Raw genomic sequence first — 18,918 nt, 5'->3', positions numbered from 1 at the left:
AACCCGTTTCGACCGTCAGGGCTGGACGATGACCTTGAACAGGATCCGCATGTCGAGCGGTGTCTTGAACTTCTCCATGTTGGTCCAGTCGATCCCGAGTCTGTCGAACTCTTTGCGCACCGCCCGCAGGTCCCAGATGTAGAGTAACCCGTCGTGCCCCTCAGTGCCGATGAGGGCGCCATCGCTACTGATCGCCAGCGGCCACTGACTGTCGAAACTCGGCATGGTCAGGACATCCATCGGCGACGTGCGCGGATTGCGAACCTGCAGTTTGTCTTCCTCGTAGGAGAAGGCGACAGCGGTGCTTCGGGGGCTGAAAACCATTCGCGGCGGGCGCACATACATCTCGTTCGGGATCGTCAGTTCCGTCCTCTCCTTGAAGTTGTCATTGACGCTCCAGAAGCGGTAGTTCTTCGAGTCACCGGTGGCGAGCAGCACCCCGTTTCCCTCCATGTCGGGGGAAAACTCGACCACCGTGGTTCCCGGGGCATCTAGGAACTTGAACGGCTTGCCGTTGTCGGCGGACGCATCTCCGCTCGCGGGCAACGGATAAACGCTGACTCCGTTGGCAGCCTTGCCGTCAGCGATGGCGAGCCAGTGGCCTTCCGAGTCGATGTCGAAACGGGTGTCCGGGGGAGCGTTGTCGATAAGCCGTTTCGTTTCGTCACGGGTGTTGACGACCCAGATCCCGGTGTTGCTGGCGGTGACAAGGAATCGCCCGTCCGGAGTCAGGTCGAGTTGACGGCAGCCTTCAAGATCACTGAACCGTTGTTTCGGTCCGACATGCATCACGCAGGGGGTGATGCCGAAAGCCCGGTATCGGTTGAATGCATCGAGTTCGCGGCCGCCGAGCATGGAGGCTGTCAGGTCGGTGGTCGACAGGCTTCTGCGTACGATTCCTTCCTCCCCGGCGATGTAGAACTGCTTCTCGGAGAAGGCGAGACCCGCAGGCTTGGTCACATCGTTCTTGAAGGTGGCGAGGGGGGTTCCATCACGGCTCCAGATGATCACGGAGTCGTCACCGGCGGTGGCGAAGGCGAGACTGTAGTGGTCGTTCTTCTTATCAGTGCTCCTCGGCGACACATGGGAGTCCCACGCGGAGGCCACGATGCCTCCATGGCCACGATGGCCGACGGCGTGGTGGCAAACCTTGGAGTTGCGTATCGCCAGGGTGAAGAGTTCGCGGTTGGCCACCACCGGGCCGAGCCGGGTTGCGTCCGATGCGAAAGAAAAGTTTCCGGCGAGAGCATTGTGGGAACAGAGCTTCTGCCAGTGGCAGGTGTCCCATAGCATGATTTTCCGGTCCGACCGGGTTCCGGTGGCGAGATGACGTTCTTCCGGACCCCAGGCCATCCAACAGATTCGCGTCTGGTGCCCCGTCAGCGGTTCGTCGCTATTCGGCACGTCGGGTTCGCAGACCACCAGGGACTTTTCAGCGTCCGCGATGGCGAGATACTTTCCTCTCGGACTCCATTGAAGCAGCCAGGGTTCGGTGCAGGATCTGCTGCGTGGCTGCGAAGTTTCGTAGGGGGGATTGAAGATCGAGAGGCTTCCCTCCGGGACTTCGCCGGAAGGGCTGCTGAAGCCGACTGCCAGTTGTCCGGTTGCCTGGCTCAGGGAGAGCGAAAGGGGAGGTCTGGAAAGTGGAAGTGGTTCGTCCACCGGCTCGCCGGTCCAGTCCACGAACATGAGGGAGTCGGGCTTCCCTATCACCAGGCCCCGGTGCCCGGGCAGCAGGTCGTAGGAGTGGTGGGCGATCTCGGTTGCGGGGAGGGATACCTCACCCGATTGGAGATCGATGACTTCCAGCTTTGGATGAAGCGCGGGGTCCGTGGCAATGATGAGGTAGCGATCCCCTTTGCCCGCGAACGTCAATTGGCTGTTCCTGATGGGAAGCCCGGTCGAAACGGTGCCGACCAAAGATGGAGCGGACTTTTCTCCATCGGATCGCCGGAGGATCTCGATCTGCTCATTGCTGCGGGCGACCGCGATGAGCTGATGGTCTCTACTGAATGTCACAGGAGTCTGCGGGTTGGCGAGATCGACCCCGAGGTCGTTCTTCTCCATGTCGGTGCCGGCCAGGCAGGCCAAGGCCTCGTTTCGGAGATCTTCACCGAGTTCGATCTCCGATGCCTGCCGGATGCCGTCGAGAGCATCCCGAAGCCAGCCCTCGTCGCGTGCGGTCCGGTTGTTCCTTGCGGATAGGATGAGCTTCTCTCTCAACTCCCTCTTGATCTCGTCCGCCCTTTCCGCCGCTTCTCTGGCGAGGCGTTCGTTCTCAATCGCCTTCTCGGCAGCCTCTTTTGCGAGGCGTTTGTTCTCAAGGTAGGCCAATCGCTGGGCGACAGTGCCGACGATCAGGGCGAGGATGGCGAAGCTGGCAACGAGTACGCCGACCCGGTGTCGCCGGACGAACTTTCCGACTCGATAGCTGGTGCTTGGCGGCCCGGCGGTGACCGGCAGGCCTTCGAGGTGGCGGCCGGTATCCAGGCCGAGGCCTTGCGCGGTTTCATAGCGACGGGTCCGATCTTTCTCGACGGCTCGCATGACGATCCAGTCGAGGTCGCCCCTCAGCCTTCTTTGGAGTCGCGGCCCGTCGGTGTCGCGGCGCTTTGCGACCGCATCCCGCTTCTCCGGATCGAGAGTCGCCACATAGCTGGAAGGTCGCGGGGGTTCCTGTTCCCGGATCCGGCGGCACATCTCGTCGTAGCCGCCTTTGACCAACTGGTCGCGGCTGAGGGGAGCGGAGCCGGTCAGCAGTTCGTAGAGGATGGCGCCGAGTGAGTAGATGTCGCTGCGGGTATCGACATCGACCACGTTGAGCTCCGCCTGCTCGGGGCTCATGTATTCCGGGGTTCCGACAAGACGGCCGAACATGGTGAAGAAAGTCTGCTCGGTAAGCTCGATACCGATCGCCTTGGCCACTCCGAAGTCGATGATCTTCGGGCAGGGCTCACCGCTGTCGTCGGGATGGACGAGGATGTTGCTCGGCTTGAGGTCGCGGTGGATGATGCCTTTCTGGTGAGCGTGCTGCACGCCGCCGCAGATCTTCACGAACAAGCGGAGACGATCACGGATGGAAAGGCGGTGCCGGTCGCAGAAGGTTGTCAGCGGGAGGCCTTCGACCATTTCCATGGCGAAGAACGGGCGGCCGTAGTTGGTCGTACCCGCGTCGTAGACCTTGGCGATGTGGGGGTGGTCCATCAGGGCGAGTGCCTGGCGTTCGGCCTCGAATCGGGCGACCACCTCCCGGGTGTCCATGCCGGGCTTGATGACCTTCAGGGCGACCGTGCGCCGCACGGGTTTGTGCTGTACGGCGCGGAAGACGACACCGAAGCCACCTTCGCCGATCTCCTCGACCAATTCGAAGCGCCCGATCGTGTCGCCCGGCTTCTCCGCGATCTCGTCGATTGTTTCCTCCTGGGGTTCATCGAGCCCCTGGAGCCCGACAGCGAGACTGCATGCCGGACAGAAGTCACCCGATGGTGAGGACTGGCGCGGCGATCCGCAATCGGGGCAAACGGACGCGGCTTTCATAGGTTCCGGACTCTACGGAAGCCCCGGGGCCGACAACAAGGCCTAGAATCGGGTCGCAGCGGGTGCACGAAAAAGGCCGCTCCCGGAAGAGAGCGGCCTTTTGGAGAGATTGGCGTGCCGATCCGGGACCGGCGCGGCGTCAGAAGACCTCGCCGTCGTTGAAGAAGCGCTTGAGTTCGGCGGCGGCCGCTTCGGGGCCGTCGGAAGCGTGGCAGACGTTGCGCATCTTGGCGTCGCCTTCCTTGTCGCCGAAGTCGCCGCGGATCGTGCCGGGTGCGGCTTCCTTCGAGTCGGTCGGACCGAGAAGGTCGCGGACCTTGCCGATGACACCTTCGCCTTCGAGGGCCAGGGCGATCACCGGGGTCTCCTGCATGAAGGAGCGAACGTCCGGGAAGAAGGGCTTGTCCGCGATGTGCGAGTAGTGCTCGGCGAGGATTTCGTCGCTGAGGGCCATCATCTTCAGGCCGCGGATCTTGAAGCCTTCCGTTTCGAAGCGGGCGAGGACGGTGCCGACGAGGCTTTTGGACACGGCGTCGGGCTTGAAGAGAATGAGGGTGGTCTCGAGAGCCATGGGCGGGGAGGTAGGTGGCGGGGCCCCGGCTGGCAAGCCCTTTCGGGTGCCCGGGCGGGGGCGATTTCGGATGCGTCGGGCCTCAGGGGCGGGTCTGGACGGGGCCGAAATCCTGCCGCACATGGAATTTCTCGACGGTGACATCGGCCCGCAGCTGGCTGCTGTAGCTGCCGCCCGAGCCGATAAAGACCGAGTAATTCTTCTCCTTCATCGCTTCCGGAGCCATCCAGCGGACCGGGCCGATGCCGCTCGATTTGGTCTGGCCGTCCGGGTCGAGCAGCAGCGGCTCACCCGCTTCATCCTGATCGTAGCGCTCGAGCACGGCGCCGGTGTTGGAGGTGAGTCCGAGACCAAGGTTGATCTTGATGCCGCGAAGATACCCCGGCGTCTGCCTCGACGAGGTGTTCATGGGGTAATAGTAGGTCCCGTTGCGGGTGGAGATGCAGTGTTTGAAGCCGCCGTCGTCGCAGACGAACGTGAGTGCCGCCGAGAGTTGGCCGGTGCCATTCGGGTCGTCGAGTTCCTGCACCGCCGTGGTTCCGTCATAAACCACGGAGGTGGTCACGGGAGGAAGGCCGTTGACGTTGTCGTATTCGGTGCGCGTGGAGAGACGGCCGAGGGCGTCGTAGGTGTAGCCGACAATCGGGGTGCCGACGGCAGGATCGTTGAGGGCGACGAGGCGGCCGTCGTTGTCGCTGTCGAAATCGATGTAGTCGGGGCCGTCACCCAGCAACGTCAGGCTGCCCCGCTCGTCCCATTCGAGATTGCCGCCGGGCCACGTCGTGTACTGGCCCGCCTGATGGTCACCGGGCGGGTTGGCGGAGTCTTGGGTATAGCTGCCGGAATACCGTCCGCCCGTCGTGACGAGGCGACGGCCCGCGGTATCGAGAGTGTACGAAATATCGCTCTCGGTCTGGACGGCGCCGCCGAGTGTTTCTCGCCGCTGGGTGAGTGCGCTGGTGAGTCGTCCGAGTCCATCGTAGCCATAGGTTCTCGTCCGGGACGGGCCGGTGACATCGGCCGAGAAGAGGGTATGGGCTTCGGTGACGAGCTGGTCGGGCGAGTGCTGGATGAAGGTGTCGGCCAGGGTGGTGGTGCCATGGACCGCGGTCACCCGGACACAACTTCCGTAGGACGCGTCGCCGGGCGGCGAGGTGTCGCCTTCTCCTCGATAGGAGTAGGTGGTGATGACGCCGTTGGTTTGCTCCGTCTGGTAGATCCGTGTGCCGACGTAGCGGATCAGGTTGCCGCCGACGTCGGTCAGTTGCCCAAGTTCGTTGCGGGCTTCGCTGACCGAGGTCGAGTCGGGATAGGTGACGCCGGTGCGGCCGCGATGGTTGAAGGTGCGTGAGACGGTGAGGCCGTTGCTCGTTTCGCTGGTCGGATTGCCGATCGAATCCCAAGTCATCGTCACCAGCGACGAATCCTGTGACGCGCTGACGAGGCGGCCCAGGCCATCGTATTCGTAGAAGATGTCGCCGCTTGCGACGACGCCGGGAGGGGGGCTCGTGTGGCTGATCCGCTTGATGTGGGTCAAAGGATCGGAGAGCGGGTTGGTCGTGCTGCCGTCCCTGTGGCGAATGCTGCTGAGGATGCCCCGCGAGTCATAATCGAACTCCTCGTAGGTGCCGTCGGGGTAGTCGCAGCGGGTCAGGCGGTCGAGGCCGTCATAGGTGAAGCCGCCGGAGTAACCGTTCGAGTCGGTGAAGCTCAGCGGGACACCGGCGCGAAGGACGTAGCGCCCGTTTTCCCGAACCGCGCCGGTGTTGTCGATGTCGCATGCGGAGACCACGGTGTAGTCGCCAGTCGCGTCGGTGCCATCGTAAGCGAAGGTGACAGGAGCACGGCCGGGTGCGGTCTCGGAGGTGACGCGCCCGAGAGAGTCGTAGGTAAAGGTGCTCGCATTGCCCGCGCCATCGGTGACGGCTGTGACTCTGCCGAGAGCATTCCGGCTGATGGTGTGTACCAGTGCCATGTTGGGCGGAGGAAGGGTGACCTTGATGACATTGTTCACGGTACACAGCACGATGTCTTCCCGCCCATCGCGGTTGAAGTCGACCGTGCGGGCCGAGTTCGAGATCGAACTCAAGGCACCGTTGCTGTCGTAGGTGAAGGAGTCGAGCAGATCGCCGTTGAGCGTGACGTTCATCAGGAGTCCGGCGGGAGACCGGTCGAGCACAAGCGTTTCGGTATCGAACGGCGGGCTGTCACCGGGCGAGAAGCGTTCGGTCTCGATCACGTCGTCCTCCTGATAGACGTCGAAGAAGGCCCGGCAGGAGCCGTCACCGCAGCGGAAGGGTCGGTCGCGGGGGCAGGGTCGGGCAACGGTCGGCATCCTGTAACCGCTGCCGTCGTCCTTCTTCCTCGATCCGCTCACGTCTACCAATCGCCGGACCTCGGCCTTGATTCCCCGGGCTATGAACCTTCGCCTCAAATCGGTTCCGCCGCCGAAGTCCCAGTTCTCGTTGTTGCCGTATTCCGCGGTAGTCCGCGCCAGCAGCGTGTTGTTGGTGCTTCCCGGAACGTCGCTGGTTTCGCCATAGATCGAGGTCGTGATCCGGCCACCTTCGTCATAGCTGAAGACCGCTTCGTTGCCCATCGCATCGGTGACGGACGAACGACGATGGTAGCCGTCGTAGCCGTACAAGGTTTCCCCTCCGTCGGGGGCGAGGCAGGCTTCGCGGACGCAGGCGCCGAGCGTGTCGTAGTCGTATTCGGTGGTCACCGCGTCGGGGTTGCCGCTGCCGCCGGCGATCACGTGGTGAAGCAGTCCGCGTTCGTCATAGGTGAGGTCGACGGCGGAATCGGTGGCTTGGCCCCGGTTCGCGGCCGGGGTGCTGGCACGCCGGAGCTGGCCGGCATCGTCGTAGGTGAAGTCCGTCAGGGCGAAGCTGTCGACCGTGAGCGGGTCGGGCTCGAGGAGGCCGGTGTTGTCGGTGGGGCGATCCTCGTCCGCGATTCGAGACAGTCTCCCGCGGGAATCATAAACCCAGAAGGTCGAGTAGGCGGGGTTGGTGGGATCGAGAGCTCCGGTCGAGTCACGGTGTTCGATGTCGCACCGGACCAGCCGGCCCGACGCATCGTAAACGAAGTCGGTGGCGATGCGCTGTCCGGCGACGGGCGGTGACTGCGTCTTGGTGCAGACGTCGAGGGCGCTCCAGTCGAGCAACCAATCGTCGTTCATCGGATCCACGATCCGCGTGCAGCGACCCAGCGCATCGTATTCGAAAGCCGTGACGAGATTCCTGCCACCGGCGGTGCTGTCTTTGGTATACGACTGGAGGTAGCCGTCCGGTCCGTAGGTCAGTGTGTCGTGGAATTCGCCCGTTGCTCCGTTGCCGATGGTGATTTCGGTCAGACGGCCCAGCCCGTCGTGGAGGTAGATCGCTCCTCCTCCCGTGACCGGCGACTGGGCGGCGATGCAGTTGCCATTGGCATCGTAGGCCCACGTGAAGGTCTGACCGTGCGAAGTGGTCAGGCTGCTCAGCCGGGAGTATGGACCGGAGGTCTGGGTCCACGTGAACGTGTCGATCGGGCTGTCATCGACCGAACCGTCGCAGTCGTCGTCGACGTGTTCGGAAAACGCTCCGGCAGGCCCCATGTCGGCTCTAACCTGGTAAGCATCGTAGCCTTTCTTTCCGGCGTATAGGGAAGGGGAACCGAAGTCGTATCGGTTGGCATCAGGGTCGCCTTGCTTGTTCGACTTCAGCACCTCGACACGGCGTCGGGTGGAGTGACCGGGCGTAGCCGTGCCGAAGTCGTAGCGGTTGGCGTCGGGGTCGCCTTGTTTGTTTGATTTCAGAACCTCGACCCGGCGGCGGGTGGTGTGACCGGAGCTGCCGAAGTCGTATCGGTTGGCATTCGGATCACCCTGCTTGTTCGACTTCAGCACTTCGACGCGGCGGCGGGTGGTCGTGCCGGATGCCGAACTTCTTCCCGAGTAGTTTCCGCCGGGGTTCTTGCCGACCTTGATGTTGAGTCCTCCGATCGGATTGCCGGGGCGGCACGAGGGGCTGCTTCCCGGGTTTCTGCCTCCCTTGACCAGAAGCCCGCCAATGGGGTTGCCCGGCCGGGCGCACTCCGGAGTGCCGAAGCCGGGCTCGTGTCGCATGGTGATGCTGCGCTTTTCGCCAAGCGAGGAAACGAGCGTCTGAACGCGTGCGTTGCCGCGTTCGATGACCGGGCATCGGGGATTGAGATCCTGTTCGTAGGTGGTGAGCATCCCGGAACCGTCGGCAGCGATCATCGAACTGACGTTCGAGTCCGCGTTGTAGGTCCAGGTGGTTTCAAAGAACTCCGGGTCCGAACTGCGGAGCTTGCCAGGGAGCGGGAAATCAGAAGGGGCGACCGCGCTGCCAGGAGTGGGGTGAAAGCCGGTGTGCGACCGGCAGACGAGCGGGCGATGCAGGCGGTCGAAGTGGACCTCGGTGACGCGGCCGAGTTCGTCGTTGTCATAGACCACGTGGCGACCCGCGACGATCGAATGGCTGATCTCGGTTTTGGCCGGCAGCACATGCGCGCTGTGAGCAACAACCGAGTCAAACTCAAGCGCCCGCGAGTTGGCGGTCGCCGCGTAGGTGAATGATTCCAGTACCCGTCCGGCACCATCGGTGATGGACAGCAGGTTGTGATCAAGGCGGGAAATGCCCGTGCCGGTGGAGTAGGTAAACACGGTGTCGCCGGCGAGAGGGGCAAGCCCGGATTCCGTCGGGCAACCGATCGACTTCAGATCTCCTTCCGATCCGCCGCTCTCCAAGGCGCCGTAGTAGGTGAACGATACGCTCCGTCCGGTATGATCGGTGATCGAGATGATCCGATTCCCGGACCAAGCGACGCCGAGATCACGGCCGAAGCCGTCTTCGACCTCCTTGATTTGTCCGGAGGGGTCGTAGGTGCAGGTGAGTGTGTTGCCATTGGGGTCCGTGATCGTCTCGATCTTCCCGCTGGTCGTGGAGCCGTCGACGGGATGGAAAGTCCAGGTGCCACCGTTTGCGAACGTGAGCGTGAAGACATCGCCGACGAACTCGCCAACCCGCGAAAAGCCATCGGCGCTGTAGGTGCCGTCGTTCGCCCGCCGGAACTCGTCGTTGCGGCCGCTGCCGTCCCGCACCCGGAGAACCGGCGCGACGTTTGAAGTGGCGTCGATCGAGATGTTGTAGGCGAAGTCCCAGCCTGATCCGTGGCCGGAGCTTACTTCCGCCATCGAGCGATAGCACATCATCCAGGAAACCGGTGGCCCTGCCGGGCTTACGAGCGTGATGGCGTCATATTCGAGCGAGACCTCACCGGGCATTCCGTTCTGGCCCGGGCGCAATCGCACGGCGGACGAGTATTCCGGCGCGGTGAGGATGCAGTCGCCGTCGTCGTCCTGATCGCGCCGGGCATTCCCCCCGCTGCCCTTTTTCACCACCACGCCGACTCCCGGTACGGGGATCGAGGCGGCGAGCGGATTCAGTGACGTGTCGTCGAGTCCGTCGCAGTCGTCGTCCACGCCGTTGCGGGCGGCACTGTTTCCCGGGTGCTTCTTGATGACGACCCCGACACCGGGGACGGGGATCGATGCGCCCATCGGGTACGGCGCCGCAGGTGGCAGGGTATTTGGTGGCGCGTCGGAAGCGAAGCCGGTCTCGGTGATCGTGATTCCGATGTCCACGGGCGCGAGCACACTGCCGCCGCCATCGATGATCTCGGCCGAGAGAACGAGGGCGCCCGGCGCATAGGGACCGGGAAAGGTCGCGATCCATTCACCGGCACCATTGGCGACAAGCGCTGCCGAGGCCAGGCCGAGTCCGTCGATGTCGAGGGTGAGGAAGGAATTGTTGGGGATGCACTGGCCCCGGATCACGAGCGCTCCGCCGGTTGATGCAAGGATGGGCTCGGCAATTGAAAACACCTCGGCCTGCGGTTGGACGATTCGGTAGAAGGCCCGCGTTTTCGTCGGCAGCGGGTCGGTCCACTCACTCGATGCACCGGTCGAATCGACAATCGCGACCACGCTCCAGTCGCTTCCCGCTCCAAGAACCTCCGAGCGCTCGATCGAGTAGCGGAGGCCTGCTTCGGATGCCCAGCCCAATCGCACCTGCTGGCCCGGGAGTCCGCTGGCGAGTTGGAGGACGGGCGGGGAGGTGGAAGTGTCGCCAAGAGCACAAGAAACGAGAGTGGCGGCGATAAGCGCGCGCAAGTGGGGCTTCATGGATGGAGGGGGTTTATTGCCCCCACGGCTCATTGCGAACGTTTGCCGGATAAGGCGAACGGCGCATGGAGAGCTATGGGTATGACTCGCTTGTAGACCCAGCCGATTCGGCGGTCAATGGGACTGTTTCGAGCCACCGGCGCGGGGCGGTTGAAATCCGCTCGGCACTGGTCATGGCGCTTGAAAAGCACCACTCCGTTAGAGCGACGCAGCGATCTGGCTGGCGAGGCGGGCGAGAAGGCGTGACTCGGCGGCGGCGAGGGCATCGTAGCCGTCGGCCTGCATCGGTTCACGGCCCGACCAGGTCTTGGTGGTCGTCATCCGGCGGTCGGGCAGCGAGTAGACGCGCCACGCGGCTTCGATGAAAGCATCTCCGTCAGGCGTGCCGTGGAGTTGGCGGATGTCGATGCTGATCTGGTATCGCAGGTCGCTGTCGTCGGCCCACGGATAGCTGCGGACATTGCCGGTATTCATGCGGCGCCCCAGATTGGCGGCGACCACCGATGAGATGTTGTCCTCCAGATCACCAGCCCAGCGATGGGACTCGGCAAGCGCGAGTTGGTTGCCGCCTTGCTGGAAGACCATGTTGGGACGGTCGAGGTAGGCAGCGAGCGCCACGGGTCCGACTCCGATGCCGGTTCCGCCGCCGGATGGCGCGGGTCCTTCGGGAGTCAGAAGGTAATACTGCTTGGCGGGGGCGCAGGCGCTCAGGAAACCGAGCGCGATGAAAAGGGCGCAGCAATTTCCAATGACCAAGCAGCCATGCCAAAACGAAGAAATCCGGGCACTGGCGGGTTTGGAGTCGGAGCGGCTCGTTTTGGAACTTGGCATTGGAAATTGGATCATTGGGCGAGGAGCGTCAGCGACGAGCCTTCGGGATCGGGTCACCGGATGAGTCGCGTCCGAAAAGCAGCGAGTTCGGTTTCTCATCGATCGTGTTGGAAAGGGACTCGAAGGAGCGCAGGGCGGCACGCAGTTCGTCGAGCGTGCGGCGGAGATCGCCTTGGACCGCACCGCTGGGCCCAAGGGACTCGATCGATGTCTTCAGTTCAGCAAGCGTGTTGCTGAGGTCTTCGGGAAGTTGCTGGGTGGAATCAGCGGCTACGAAGGTCTGGATCTCGCCAAGTGTCTCCTCAAGCTTCGCAAGGCTCTGCCGCGACTCCGCCAGCGTCGTTGCCGCTTCGTCCGCGGCATTGCCGAACTTCGTAAGCGTGTCGTCGAGAGGAAGCGCTTCAATCTTTGCGAGGATGGAATTCAGCTTCGCCTCCAACTGGGCGAGGCCGGACGAGAGCGTCGGGATCACGTCATACTCGCCGCGTTTCTCGAGTTTGGCAGGTTCGGCGTCCGGGAAAATGTCGAGGTCGACGTAAAGCGCTCCTGTAATGAGGGAGCCGGTTGCCAGGCGCGCCCGAAGTCCCGCTTCCACGGCTTTGGCAAAGTCGATCGCATCGTCGGGCAAGCGGGCGGATGCCTGCCGGAATGCTTTGGTGTCGAGCTCGATCAGCACAGGAATCCGCTGGTCGCCGGGTTCGGCCAGGGCGAGCGGAATGTCGACCACCCGGCCAAGAGGGATGCCTCTGAACTCGACCGGAGCGTCACGTTGGAGGCCCCGCACGGATTGGTTGAACAGAAGCAGCAGCCTGCGGTCCGGTTCGAAGGTGGAATCGATGGCTGCCTTCTCGTCCGGATGGAGGGTGAAGACAGCACCGTTCTCCACCGGGGGAGTCGCGAGCAACTCGGTCGGAGTCGAGAAGCTGGCGCCTCCGCTGACGAGCGCCTGGACCGACGGGGTCTTGAACTTGAAACCCTCCGCGCCGGCGCTCACGTCGAACCCGCTGGTGTTCCAAAATCGGGTTCCGGTGCGGACCAGCGGAGCGAAGGATTCGCGGATGAAGACGTCGAAGCGGACCCGCCGGGCATCGACATCGAGGCTGCTGCGCTCGACCTGGCCGACGACGAATCCGCGGTAGTAGATCGACGAGCCGACGCTCAGCGACCCGGCGTCCTTGGCGACGAGGCTGAGGCGGAGTCCGGGCACGTTCGCGCCGGTGACCGGCGGCTCCTCGAGGCCGGTGAAGAATTCGGCGGCAGCTCCGCCTTCACCCGGGTCCAGTTCGATGTAGGCACCGGTGATGAGGGTTCCGAGGCCCGAGACCGTGCTGGTCGATACCCGTGGTCGCACGACCCAGAATCGGGTGCCGTCGCGCAGCAACTCGGAGTAGGTGGGCGCGATACGGAGATCCACGTCGACGCTTCCGAGGTCATCGGCGAGACGGACGTTCTCGACCATGCCGACCTTGACCGACCGGCAGCGGACTTCGGTCTTGTTCGCCGAGATGCCTTCGGCGGTTTCGAACGAAACGATGGCGAGTGGTCCGAGGTCGGATCGGTTCTTCCAGATCAACCAGCCTGCGAGACCGAGCGCGACAAGCGGCACCAGCCAGACACTGCTCAGACGGCGGCGCTTGCGGACGGTCGCTTGGAGTTCGTTGGAGGACTCGCTCATGGAGTGGGGGTGGCGCGGCGTTGGTCCCAAAGCAACCGCGGGTCGAAGGACATCGCCGACAGCATGGTCAGGATCACCACGGCCGCGAAGGATAAAGCGGCCGGGCCGGGAGTGATGGTCATGAGATTGCCGAGCCGGACGAGGCAGGCGAGGATGGCGACCACGAACACATCGACCATCGACCAGCGGCCGACGAGTTCGGTGATGTGATAGGTGAGCGCCATCTTTTTGTGAGTGCCGCTGAAGCGGCCGGTCGCTGCGAGACAGAGCCAGGCGAGTGCCGCGATCTTGAGGATCGGGATCAGCACGCTCGCCGTGAAAATGATGATCGCAACCGGATAGGAGCCCATTTCCCAGAAGGTGACGACGCCCGATAGGATCGTGCTCTGCTCACCGCCACCGAGTCCGCTGACGTTCATCACCGGGAGCGACATGGCGGGGATGTAAAAGGCGATGGAGCCGAGGAGGAAAGCGAGCGTGCGCGCGAGGCTGTCGGGTTTCCTGAGGTGCAGGCCGCTTCCGCAGCGCGGGCAATGCCCGGACTTCACCGGACTGAGCTTCCCGCAGGTGTGGCAGGAAGCGAGCCCGAGGTCGGCGGCGAAACGGACCGGTTCCGACTTCATCCCGCTCGGTCCACGGGTTCGGGTTTTGGAGCGGGATCGACGGCCAACTCGAGCCGGTCCCACAGTTCGCGGCGGTCGATGCCGGCGGTCGCGCCGGCGATGCAGATCACGAGGGCGACCAGTGACCAGAGGCCGATGTTGAAATGGATCTCGGCGAGGTGTCCGAGCTTCAGTAGCGAGACGATGAAGCCTAACAGGAAGACCTCGAGCATCGCCCAAGGCTCGGAGCGCTGGAACCAGCGTGCGATTTGCAGGGCGCCGGGCAAGGCGCGTCCGTAGAGCAGGGGAGCGCTCATGTAGAGAAGGCTGCCGACGAGGGCGAGAGGGGCGATGATCGTGAAGAAGATGCACAGCCAGGAAAGGAGCACGTCGCCATCGTGCGAGAGCGCCCGCGCGCAGCGGATCAGGCTCAGCTTGGTACTCGCGCCCGCCGCCGACATCGTGAGGAAGGGAAAGCTGTGGGCGAGCAGCATGAAGATCAGGGCCGCGATCGAGAACCCGGTCGCGCGCGACAGCGATCTCGGGCGGTTCTGATAGAGAAGCTCGCCGCAATTGCCGCAGTAGGCGCCTTCGCCTTCCCTCAACCGCGGCGCGGGCTGCACGGCATCGCAGAACTCGCACGCGACCTGCTCGTCGCGGTCCCTGCGGGGCCAGGGGAGTCCATGGTGGTGGCGACGCATGCTAGCCTGGAACTTTGAGCGAAGAGCTCGGAGTCAGAGAGATCGGGCGTAGGTATCGCAGCGGTTGTGCCAGCCCGCACGCCAGCGGGACTCGCCGCGGGCGGGAGGGGAGTTGGCGATGCGGCGGTCGAGCGCGCGTTTGGAGGAGGCCGCGAACTCGGCGGCGGCCGCTTGGCCCGACGGGACGTTCTTCATGCCCTGAAGCACCTGCAGGAGCCCCCAGCCCTGGCCGTTGTAGCGCTCGGTCGTATTGGTGCCGTCGCCCTTGAAATTGACGTAGTCGATCAGGGCATAGGTGCCGTTGGTGGTGGTGGCGACCTTTTCGTAGTTCGCCTTGATCCGGGCCCGGTCGGCGGCAGGGGCCGCGGCGAGGATCTTCGGCAGCGCAGCCTGCGAGCGGGCGATGATGAAGTCGGTCTGCAGCGTGACGTTCGAGGCGAGCCAGCGGCGCAGGCCGCTCATCTCGGCACCGTTGAATTGGGCCTGGAACTGCGCCTTGGTCGACCAAGGGGCGTCGGCGCGGGTGCCGATCTCGGGCACTTGCACGCCGTGTTTCCGGGCGTAGGCGACAAATTGCGGCCACGACTCGGTCCAGCGGCCGTTGAAGCCGGCGGGATACCAGATGAAGTGGCCGATGCCGAGCGACGGGAATTCCTCTCCGGCATTCCAGGTGGTGAGTCCATCGACCGTGCCACCGCATTCGTTCTGCCAAATCTTTTTCCCGATCGCGTTCTTCTGGGCGGCACTGAGCGAACTGCTGGCGGCCGGCGGGGCCTCGGGAGGAGCGGCGGGTCCGCACGAGGCGATGCCGAGCATGAGCAGGCAGGAGAAACGAAGCACTTGCATGCCTAACGCTTATCCGCAGGCTGGGGGGGTCGCAAGTAGGACCATGAGCAAGATTCCCTGGGAGAAAGTTTTCAGCTTCAGCGCGATGGATGTGGTGAAGCTGCTCGTCACGGCGCTGGTCATCCTGTTCGTCACCAAGATCCAGGTGGTGAACGACCGTCTTTCGGCCCTGCTGATCGCGCTGCCGTTCACCTCGCTGATCGCGATGGTCTGGATGAATGTCGAAAAGCAGTCCTCCGACCGCATCGCGAATCACTCCGAGGGGACCTTCTGGTTCGTCCTGCCGACCCTGCCGATGTTCCTGATCCTGCCATGGATGCTACGCTCCGGTTGGGGCTTCTGGCCGGCGCTGGGAGCCAATTGCCTGATCACGATCGGCTGCTTCTGGCTGACGGTGGTCATACTGCGCCATTTTGGCACGGATTTGATGCCAAAGTGAGGGTGAGGTCTGGAATCTCGGATTTCTGAGGATTAGGACCGGTTTCGGCTTGCCAAAAGGCTGGTTCTCTGGTTTCTCGCGCCCTCCGGTCGTGGAGGACCGGACGGCGCGGCATGTCTCCAGACAACATCATTCCCATCGAGCAGCCGAAGCCCCATTCCCGGTTTGCAGGCACACCCATGAAAAGCGATCTTGTCGAGAAGGCATCCGAAGTCGTCAGTGACCCCCTTGTTCTCATCAACATGGTTTCCAAGCGGGTCCGCCAACTCAACAGCGGCCGTTCGCCGCTGATTCCGACCGTTCCCAGCATGGGAGCCGCCGATATCGCGCTTCAGGAAATCATCGAGGGCAAGATCAAGCTCTCCGGTGAGGGCGTGAACATGTGAGCGGGTCAATCCGCGAAGCCCCCGAGGGGCCATCACGGCGATGAGCAACGAGATCGCCAACAACCGCAAGGCGCGTCGCGATTTTCATATCGGCGACACCTACGAGGCGGGCGTCGAACTCAAGGGCACCGAGGTGAAGTCGGTCCGTGCCGGCAAGGTGAACATTGCCGACGCCTTCGCCCGTCCCGAGGGCGGGCAGATCTTTCTCTACGGCTGCCACATCCAGCCGTGGGAGACCGCGGGGGCTTTCTTCCAGCACGAGTCGCGGCGCCCCAGGCGGTTGCTGCTCCACAAGAAGGAGATTGAAGCCCTCGAGCACGCGCTTCAGGCCAAGGGTTCGACGTTGCCCTGCCTGCGGATGTATTGGAAGAACGGCCGGGTGAAGGTCGAACTCGGTGTCGGCAAGGGCAAGTCGCATACCGACCAACGCCACGACCTGAAGAAGCGGGTCGAGCTGCGTGAAGCCCAGCGTGAGGTCGCGCGGTTCAATCGCCAGTAAGGCCGCGACGGTCAGTGACCGCCGCACTCGCAGCCCTCGACCCAGCGGGGCGCGACCGTTTCGGTCCGGATCTCGTCGTCACCGGCTGCCGCCAGCATCGCAGGTGCGGGAAGCGTGACCGCGGCTGGCGCCGGGTAGGCGGTGTCGGTCATGCGGTAGAAACAACGTCCTGAGGGTGGTGACGGGTCGGTCCAGGATTGCACGGAGCCGTCGCCATCGAATGCCACGGTGGTGGCCGATCCGAAGTCGAGATCCGTGCTCTTTTCAACCACGTAGGAGCGAAAGCTGGAGCTCGGCCAGTTGATCTGAGTGCCGGCCGGGCCGAGGGAAGGGTAGGTCGGACCGAGTGGCGGTTCAACTTGCCAACCGATGTCGACGAGGGCGGCGAGGTCGAGGTCGGTCAGGACCGTCAGAAGTCCCCCGGATGTCGTCAGCGACGGGCGCATGAGCACCGGGGTGGATGAACCGTGGGGCGTCGCGAACGAGCCGAAAGCGGGCTTGTTGGTGACACTCTGGTCGAAGTGTCCGTTGCCGGACTGCACGGCCGGCATGACTCCCGCCGCCCGCAGGGAGGCAGGGCCGGTGAACTGACCGCTGTTGATCAGGTTGTCCCATGAATCGCAGATCCCGATGCCCAGCACGTGGCCCAACTCATGGAGGGCGACCGAGACATAGTCGGTTCCGGACAGGTTCTGGGTCGTCGAGTAGTTGTAGTCGGTCGTGATGTCGAAACTGAGGAAGCCGACGTGCGGCGCATAGTCCGTGATCAGCTCGGCATCTGCTGAGGAATAGTCAGCGCCGGGATTTCCTCCCCGAGCCCGGATACGAGAGAACCAGGAGCTGAAGCCACTCCCGCTCCACCCGGCGTTGCCGGCTTGGCCGCGAACCGTGCCTCCGAGTTCACGGGCACCAGCGAAAACAACAATGGTATCATCCGGGACCACGAAGTTGGGAAGCGAGACGGTATTCCCGGTCTGGGGGTTCCTGACCGAAACCGTCCAGGTCGAACCGGGGAAATCGGCCGGATCGATTCTCAGCAAGGTGTCGGTCAGGATGGTCTCGTAGAGCGACGCGACCTGCTCGAGAATCGCCTTTCGTTCGCCGACCTCGAACCAGTCGTTGGTGTCGTAGGTGTAGTCGAACTCGATGGTGATGGCCGAAGCGCAACCCAAGGCGGGCAGGCATCCTGAGAAGAAACGGAGGGCCCGGAGAGTTCCCAGCCCCTGCTTGCGAAGTCGGTTGAAGATGCGTGCCATGGACTTTAATCCGGAACTTGGGTCACATTTCGGAGAAGGAAAATGGAAATACGGGGATCCGAATCAATTGCCACGAACTGTCGTTTTGGGAGTGGCCGGGTCCATTCATGATCAGGGAGCGACCGCGGCTTGGCAGCCGCACCCGCCGGTGGCGCAACTGGAATAGACCCGTTCGGGCGCCTCTGGTGGGGCAACACTCGCAACGGTTGCGGCGGCGATCTCGGGGATTGAAACGCCGACCCGCAGGAATGCCGAAGGCGCCCCCGAGTTGAGCCGGACCGAGACAGCGTCGGTGGTGTCGAAAAGGACCGTGCTCCCGCTGCCGTTGCTGCCGGCGGGCAGCCAGCCATCGAGTGTTGGCGACGTCTCGATCTCGAAGTCGAAGCCGTCTTCCACCGCGAGCGGGTTCTTCGCGAGGCTCCAGACCGGACCCGCGGCGGTGGCAACCGGTGGAGGGAACGAGTTCGGAGAGTTGGGCAGGGTGCCGTTCAGGAACTCGAAGGCATTGCTCAGTCGGTCGCCATCGTCATCGTCGTCGGGACCGCCTTCGATGCCGAAGCCGTCGGCCCATACAACGAAGTTCGACTCTTCAGGGATCACCTGCAGCATGTCGTAGCCGTCGAGCCACCAGTTGTTAGTGAAGATGGTGTTCTTCTGGCTCTCGATCAAACGCTCCCCGCTTCCGGAACCGCCGTACATCAGGTTGCTTGAGCTTGATGAGTAGTGGGAGAGACCCAGGCAGTGCCCGATTTCGTGCGCGATCACCGCGGCGGCGACGTCGCGCCCGCCATTGGTGTAGTTGTAGGGGCCGTCGGCGACGAGAAACGCACCGACGTGGATGGCGCTGCCGTTGTCGTCGACGAAGGCGAGACCGTTCGCGGCGTTGTCGGGTGTTTGGGAGAAGCCCGGAACGATTTCGACGAAGAACAGGTTGAGGACGATCGAGTCCGGATTCTTCGGTGGAGTCCCGGCATTGTCGACGATCTGGTCGAGGTGGCTCTGCGGTCGCGAGTTGCTGCTGTAGTTGTTCGGGGATCCGTCGTAGGCAAAGTTGTTGGTATAGCTCACCGGCGCCAGCCATGAGATTTCCACGCCGACCTGGGCCCAAGCCTGATTGATCCGGCCCTTGATGTAGGCTTCCGAAGCAGTATGGCCCATGAAGACCGCGGTGGCTCCGTTGGTCTTCGAGACAATGATCGGTTGGACCTCGACCCGGTGGGTGATGGCTTGGGGCGGATTGACCGTGAAGGCGCCATGCGACGACAGAATCGTGACGACTGAGCCCCCTACGGCACAAAGCAGAGATCTAAACATCGGATTTCCTGATGGTGAACGTTACTTTATCAATCGGGACCGGGGGCCGCGATTTCAAAAATGCACGC

Annotated in this window: 13 protein-coding genes; 3 read left to right on the top strand and 10 right to left on the bottom strand. The window is 63.4% G+C overall.

Translation table 11 applies throughout. The features are described 5' to 3' along the window. Positions 1–15: 15 nt before the first annotated feature. From HAHE_RS01435 to HAHE_RS01400, 8 genes are all read right to left on the bottom strand, one after another. On the bottom strand, positions 16–3,537 hold the full coding sequence (locus HAHE_RS01435; RefSeq protein WP_338687926.1) for a WD40 repeat domain-containing serine/threonine protein kinase: 3,522 nt from the start codon (positions 3,535–3,537) through the stop codon (positions 16–18). A gap of 139 nt (positions 3,538–3,676) precedes the next feature. Then, positions 3,677–4,108: a nucleoside-diphosphate kinase gene (ndk, locus tag HAHE_RS01430; protein ID WP_338687924.1), complete on the bottom strand. Its 432-nt coding sequence runs from the start codon at positions 4,106–4,108 to the stop codon at positions 3,677–3,679. A gap of 82 nt (positions 4,109–4,190) precedes the next feature. Further along, positions 4,191–10,301: a hypothetical protein gene (locus HAHE_RS01425; protein WP_338687921.1), complete on the bottom strand. Its 6,111-nt coding sequence runs from the start codon at positions 10,299–10,301 to the stop codon at positions 4,191–4,193. A gap of 198 nt (positions 10,302–10,499) precedes the next feature. Then, positions 10,500–11,132 (bottom strand): PqiC family protein, encoded by a 633-nt coding sequence (locus tag HAHE_RS01420; RefSeq protein ID WP_338687918.1) that lies wholly within the window; start codon positions 11,130–11,132, stop codon positions 10,500–10,502. 28 nt (positions 11,133–11,160) lie between these two features. Then, entirely contained in the window at positions 11,161–12,807 is a 1,647-nt protein-coding gene (locus tag HAHE_RS01415) for an intermembrane transport protein PqiB (RefSeq protein ID WP_338687917.1), read from the bottom strand. After that, positions 12,804–13,430, bottom strand: coding sequence for a paraquat-inducible protein A (locus HAHE_RS01410; protein ID WP_338687916.1), 627 nt, complete (start codon positions 13,428–13,430; stop codon positions 12,804–12,806). Before HAHE_RS01410 ends, HAHE_RS01415 begins: the two co-directional genes overlap by 4 nt. Beyond that, complete coding sequence (locus HAHE_RS01405) at positions 13,427–14,110, bottom strand: paraquat-inducible protein A (RefSeq protein WP_338687914.1); 684 nt, start codon at positions 14,108–14,110, stop codon at positions 13,427–13,429. The genes HAHE_RS01410 and HAHE_RS01405 overlap by 4 nt, the downstream gene beginning before the upstream one ends. Before the next feature lie 33 nt (positions 14,111–14,143). After that, positions 14,144–14,956, bottom strand: a complete 813-nt coding sequence (locus HAHE_RS01400; protein WP_338687912.1) for a hypothetical protein — start codon at positions 14,954–14,956, stop codon at positions 14,144–14,146. 43 nt (positions 14,957–14,999) lie between these two features. Between HAHE_RS01400 and HAHE_RS01395 the strand changes: the two genes are divergently transcribed. From HAHE_RS01395 to smpB, 3 genes are all read left to right on the top strand, one after another. Then, a complete protein-coding gene (locus tag HAHE_RS01395; RefSeq protein WP_338687910.1) occupies positions 15,000–15,395 on the top strand; it encodes a DUF3147 family protein in 396 nt (131 codons plus the stop codon). Between the two features lie 179 nt (positions 15,396–15,574). Continuing rightward, positions 15,575–15,781: a DNA-directed RNA polymerase subunit omega gene (locus HAHE_RS01390; protein WP_338687909.1), complete on the top strand. Its 207-nt coding sequence runs from the start codon at positions 15,575–15,577 to the stop codon at positions 15,779–15,781. Positions 15,782–15,821: 40 nt separating this feature from the next. Beyond that, positions 15,822–16,280, top strand: coding sequence for an SsrA-binding protein SmpB (gene smpB, locus HAHE_RS01385; protein ID WP_338687906.1), 459 nt, complete (start codon positions 15,822–15,824; stop codon positions 16,278–16,280). An 11-nt stretch (positions 16,281–16,291) separates the two neighbouring features. Here smpB and HAHE_RS01380 read toward each other — a convergent pair whose 3' ends face one another. Then, complete coding sequence (locus HAHE_RS01380; RefSeq protein ID WP_338687904.1) at positions 16,292–17,536, bottom strand: hypothetical protein; 1,245 nt, start codon at positions 17,534–17,536, stop codon at positions 16,292–16,294. 111 nt (positions 17,537–17,647) lie between these two features. Beyond that, a complete protein-coding gene (locus tag HAHE_RS01375) occupies positions 17,648–18,850 on the bottom strand; it encodes a reprolysin-like metallopeptidase (protein WP_338687901.1) in 1,203 nt (400 codons plus the stop codon). Positions 18,851–18,918 lie beyond the last annotated feature (68 nt).

It is taken from the genome of Haloferula helveola (assembly GCF_037076345.1).
GTDB lineage: Bacteria > Verrucomicrobiota > Verrucomicrobiia > Verrucomicrobiales > Akkermansiaceae > Haloferula > Haloferula helveola.
This window is presented reverse-complemented; position numbering and strand designations above follow the sequence as displayed.

Coding starts and splice junctions, on each gene's coding strand:
- HAHE_RS01425 (WP_338687921.1), bottom strand. CDS start 10,301: ATGAAGCCCCACTTGCGCGCGCTTATCGCCGCCACTCTCGTTTCTTGT.
- smpB (WP_338687906.1), top strand. CDS start 15,822: ATGAGCAACGAGATCGCCAACAACCGCAAGGCGCGTCGCGATTTTCAT.
- HAHE_RS01420 (WP_338687918.1), bottom strand. CDS start 11,132: ATGCCAAGTTCCAAAACGAGCCGCTCCGACTCCAAACCCGCCAGTGCC.
- HAHE_RS01395 (WP_338687910.1), top strand. CDS start 15,000: ATGAGCAAGATTCCCTGGGAGAAAGTTTTCAGCTTCAGCGCGATGGAT.
- ndk (WP_338687924.1), bottom strand. CDS start 4,108: ATGGCTCTCGAGACCACCCTCATTCTCTTCAAGCCCGACGCCGTGTCC.
- HAHE_RS01375 (WP_338687901.1), bottom strand. CDS start 18,850: ATGTTTAGATCTCTGCTTTGTGCCGTAGGGGGCTCAGTCGTCACGATT.
- HAHE_RS01410 (WP_338687916.1), bottom strand. CDS start 13,430: ATGAAGTCGGAACCGGTCCGTTTCGCCGCCGACCTCGGGCTCGCTTCC.
- HAHE_RS01415 (WP_338687917.1), bottom strand. CDS start 12,807: ATGAGCGAGTCCTCCAACGAACTCCAAGCGACCGTCCGCAAGCGCCGC.
- HAHE_RS01400 (WP_338687912.1), bottom strand. CDS start 14,956: ATGCAAGTGCTTCGTTTCTCCTGCCTGCTCATGCTCGGCATCGCCTCG.
- HAHE_RS01435 (WP_338687926.1), bottom strand. CDS start 3,537: ATGAAAGCCGCGTCCGTTTGCCCCGATTGCGGATCGCCGCGCCAGTCC.
- HAHE_RS01405 (WP_338687914.1), bottom strand. CDS start 14,110: ATGCGTCGCCACCACCATGGACTCCCCTGGCCCCGCAGGGACCGCGAC.
- HAHE_RS01380 (WP_338687904.1), bottom strand. CDS start 17,536: ATGGCACGCATCTTCAACCGACTTCGCAAGCAGGGGCTGGGAACTCTC.
- HAHE_RS01390 (WP_338687909.1), top strand. CDS start 15,575: ATGAAAAGCGATCTTGTCGAGAAGGCATCCGAAGTCGTCAGTGACCCC.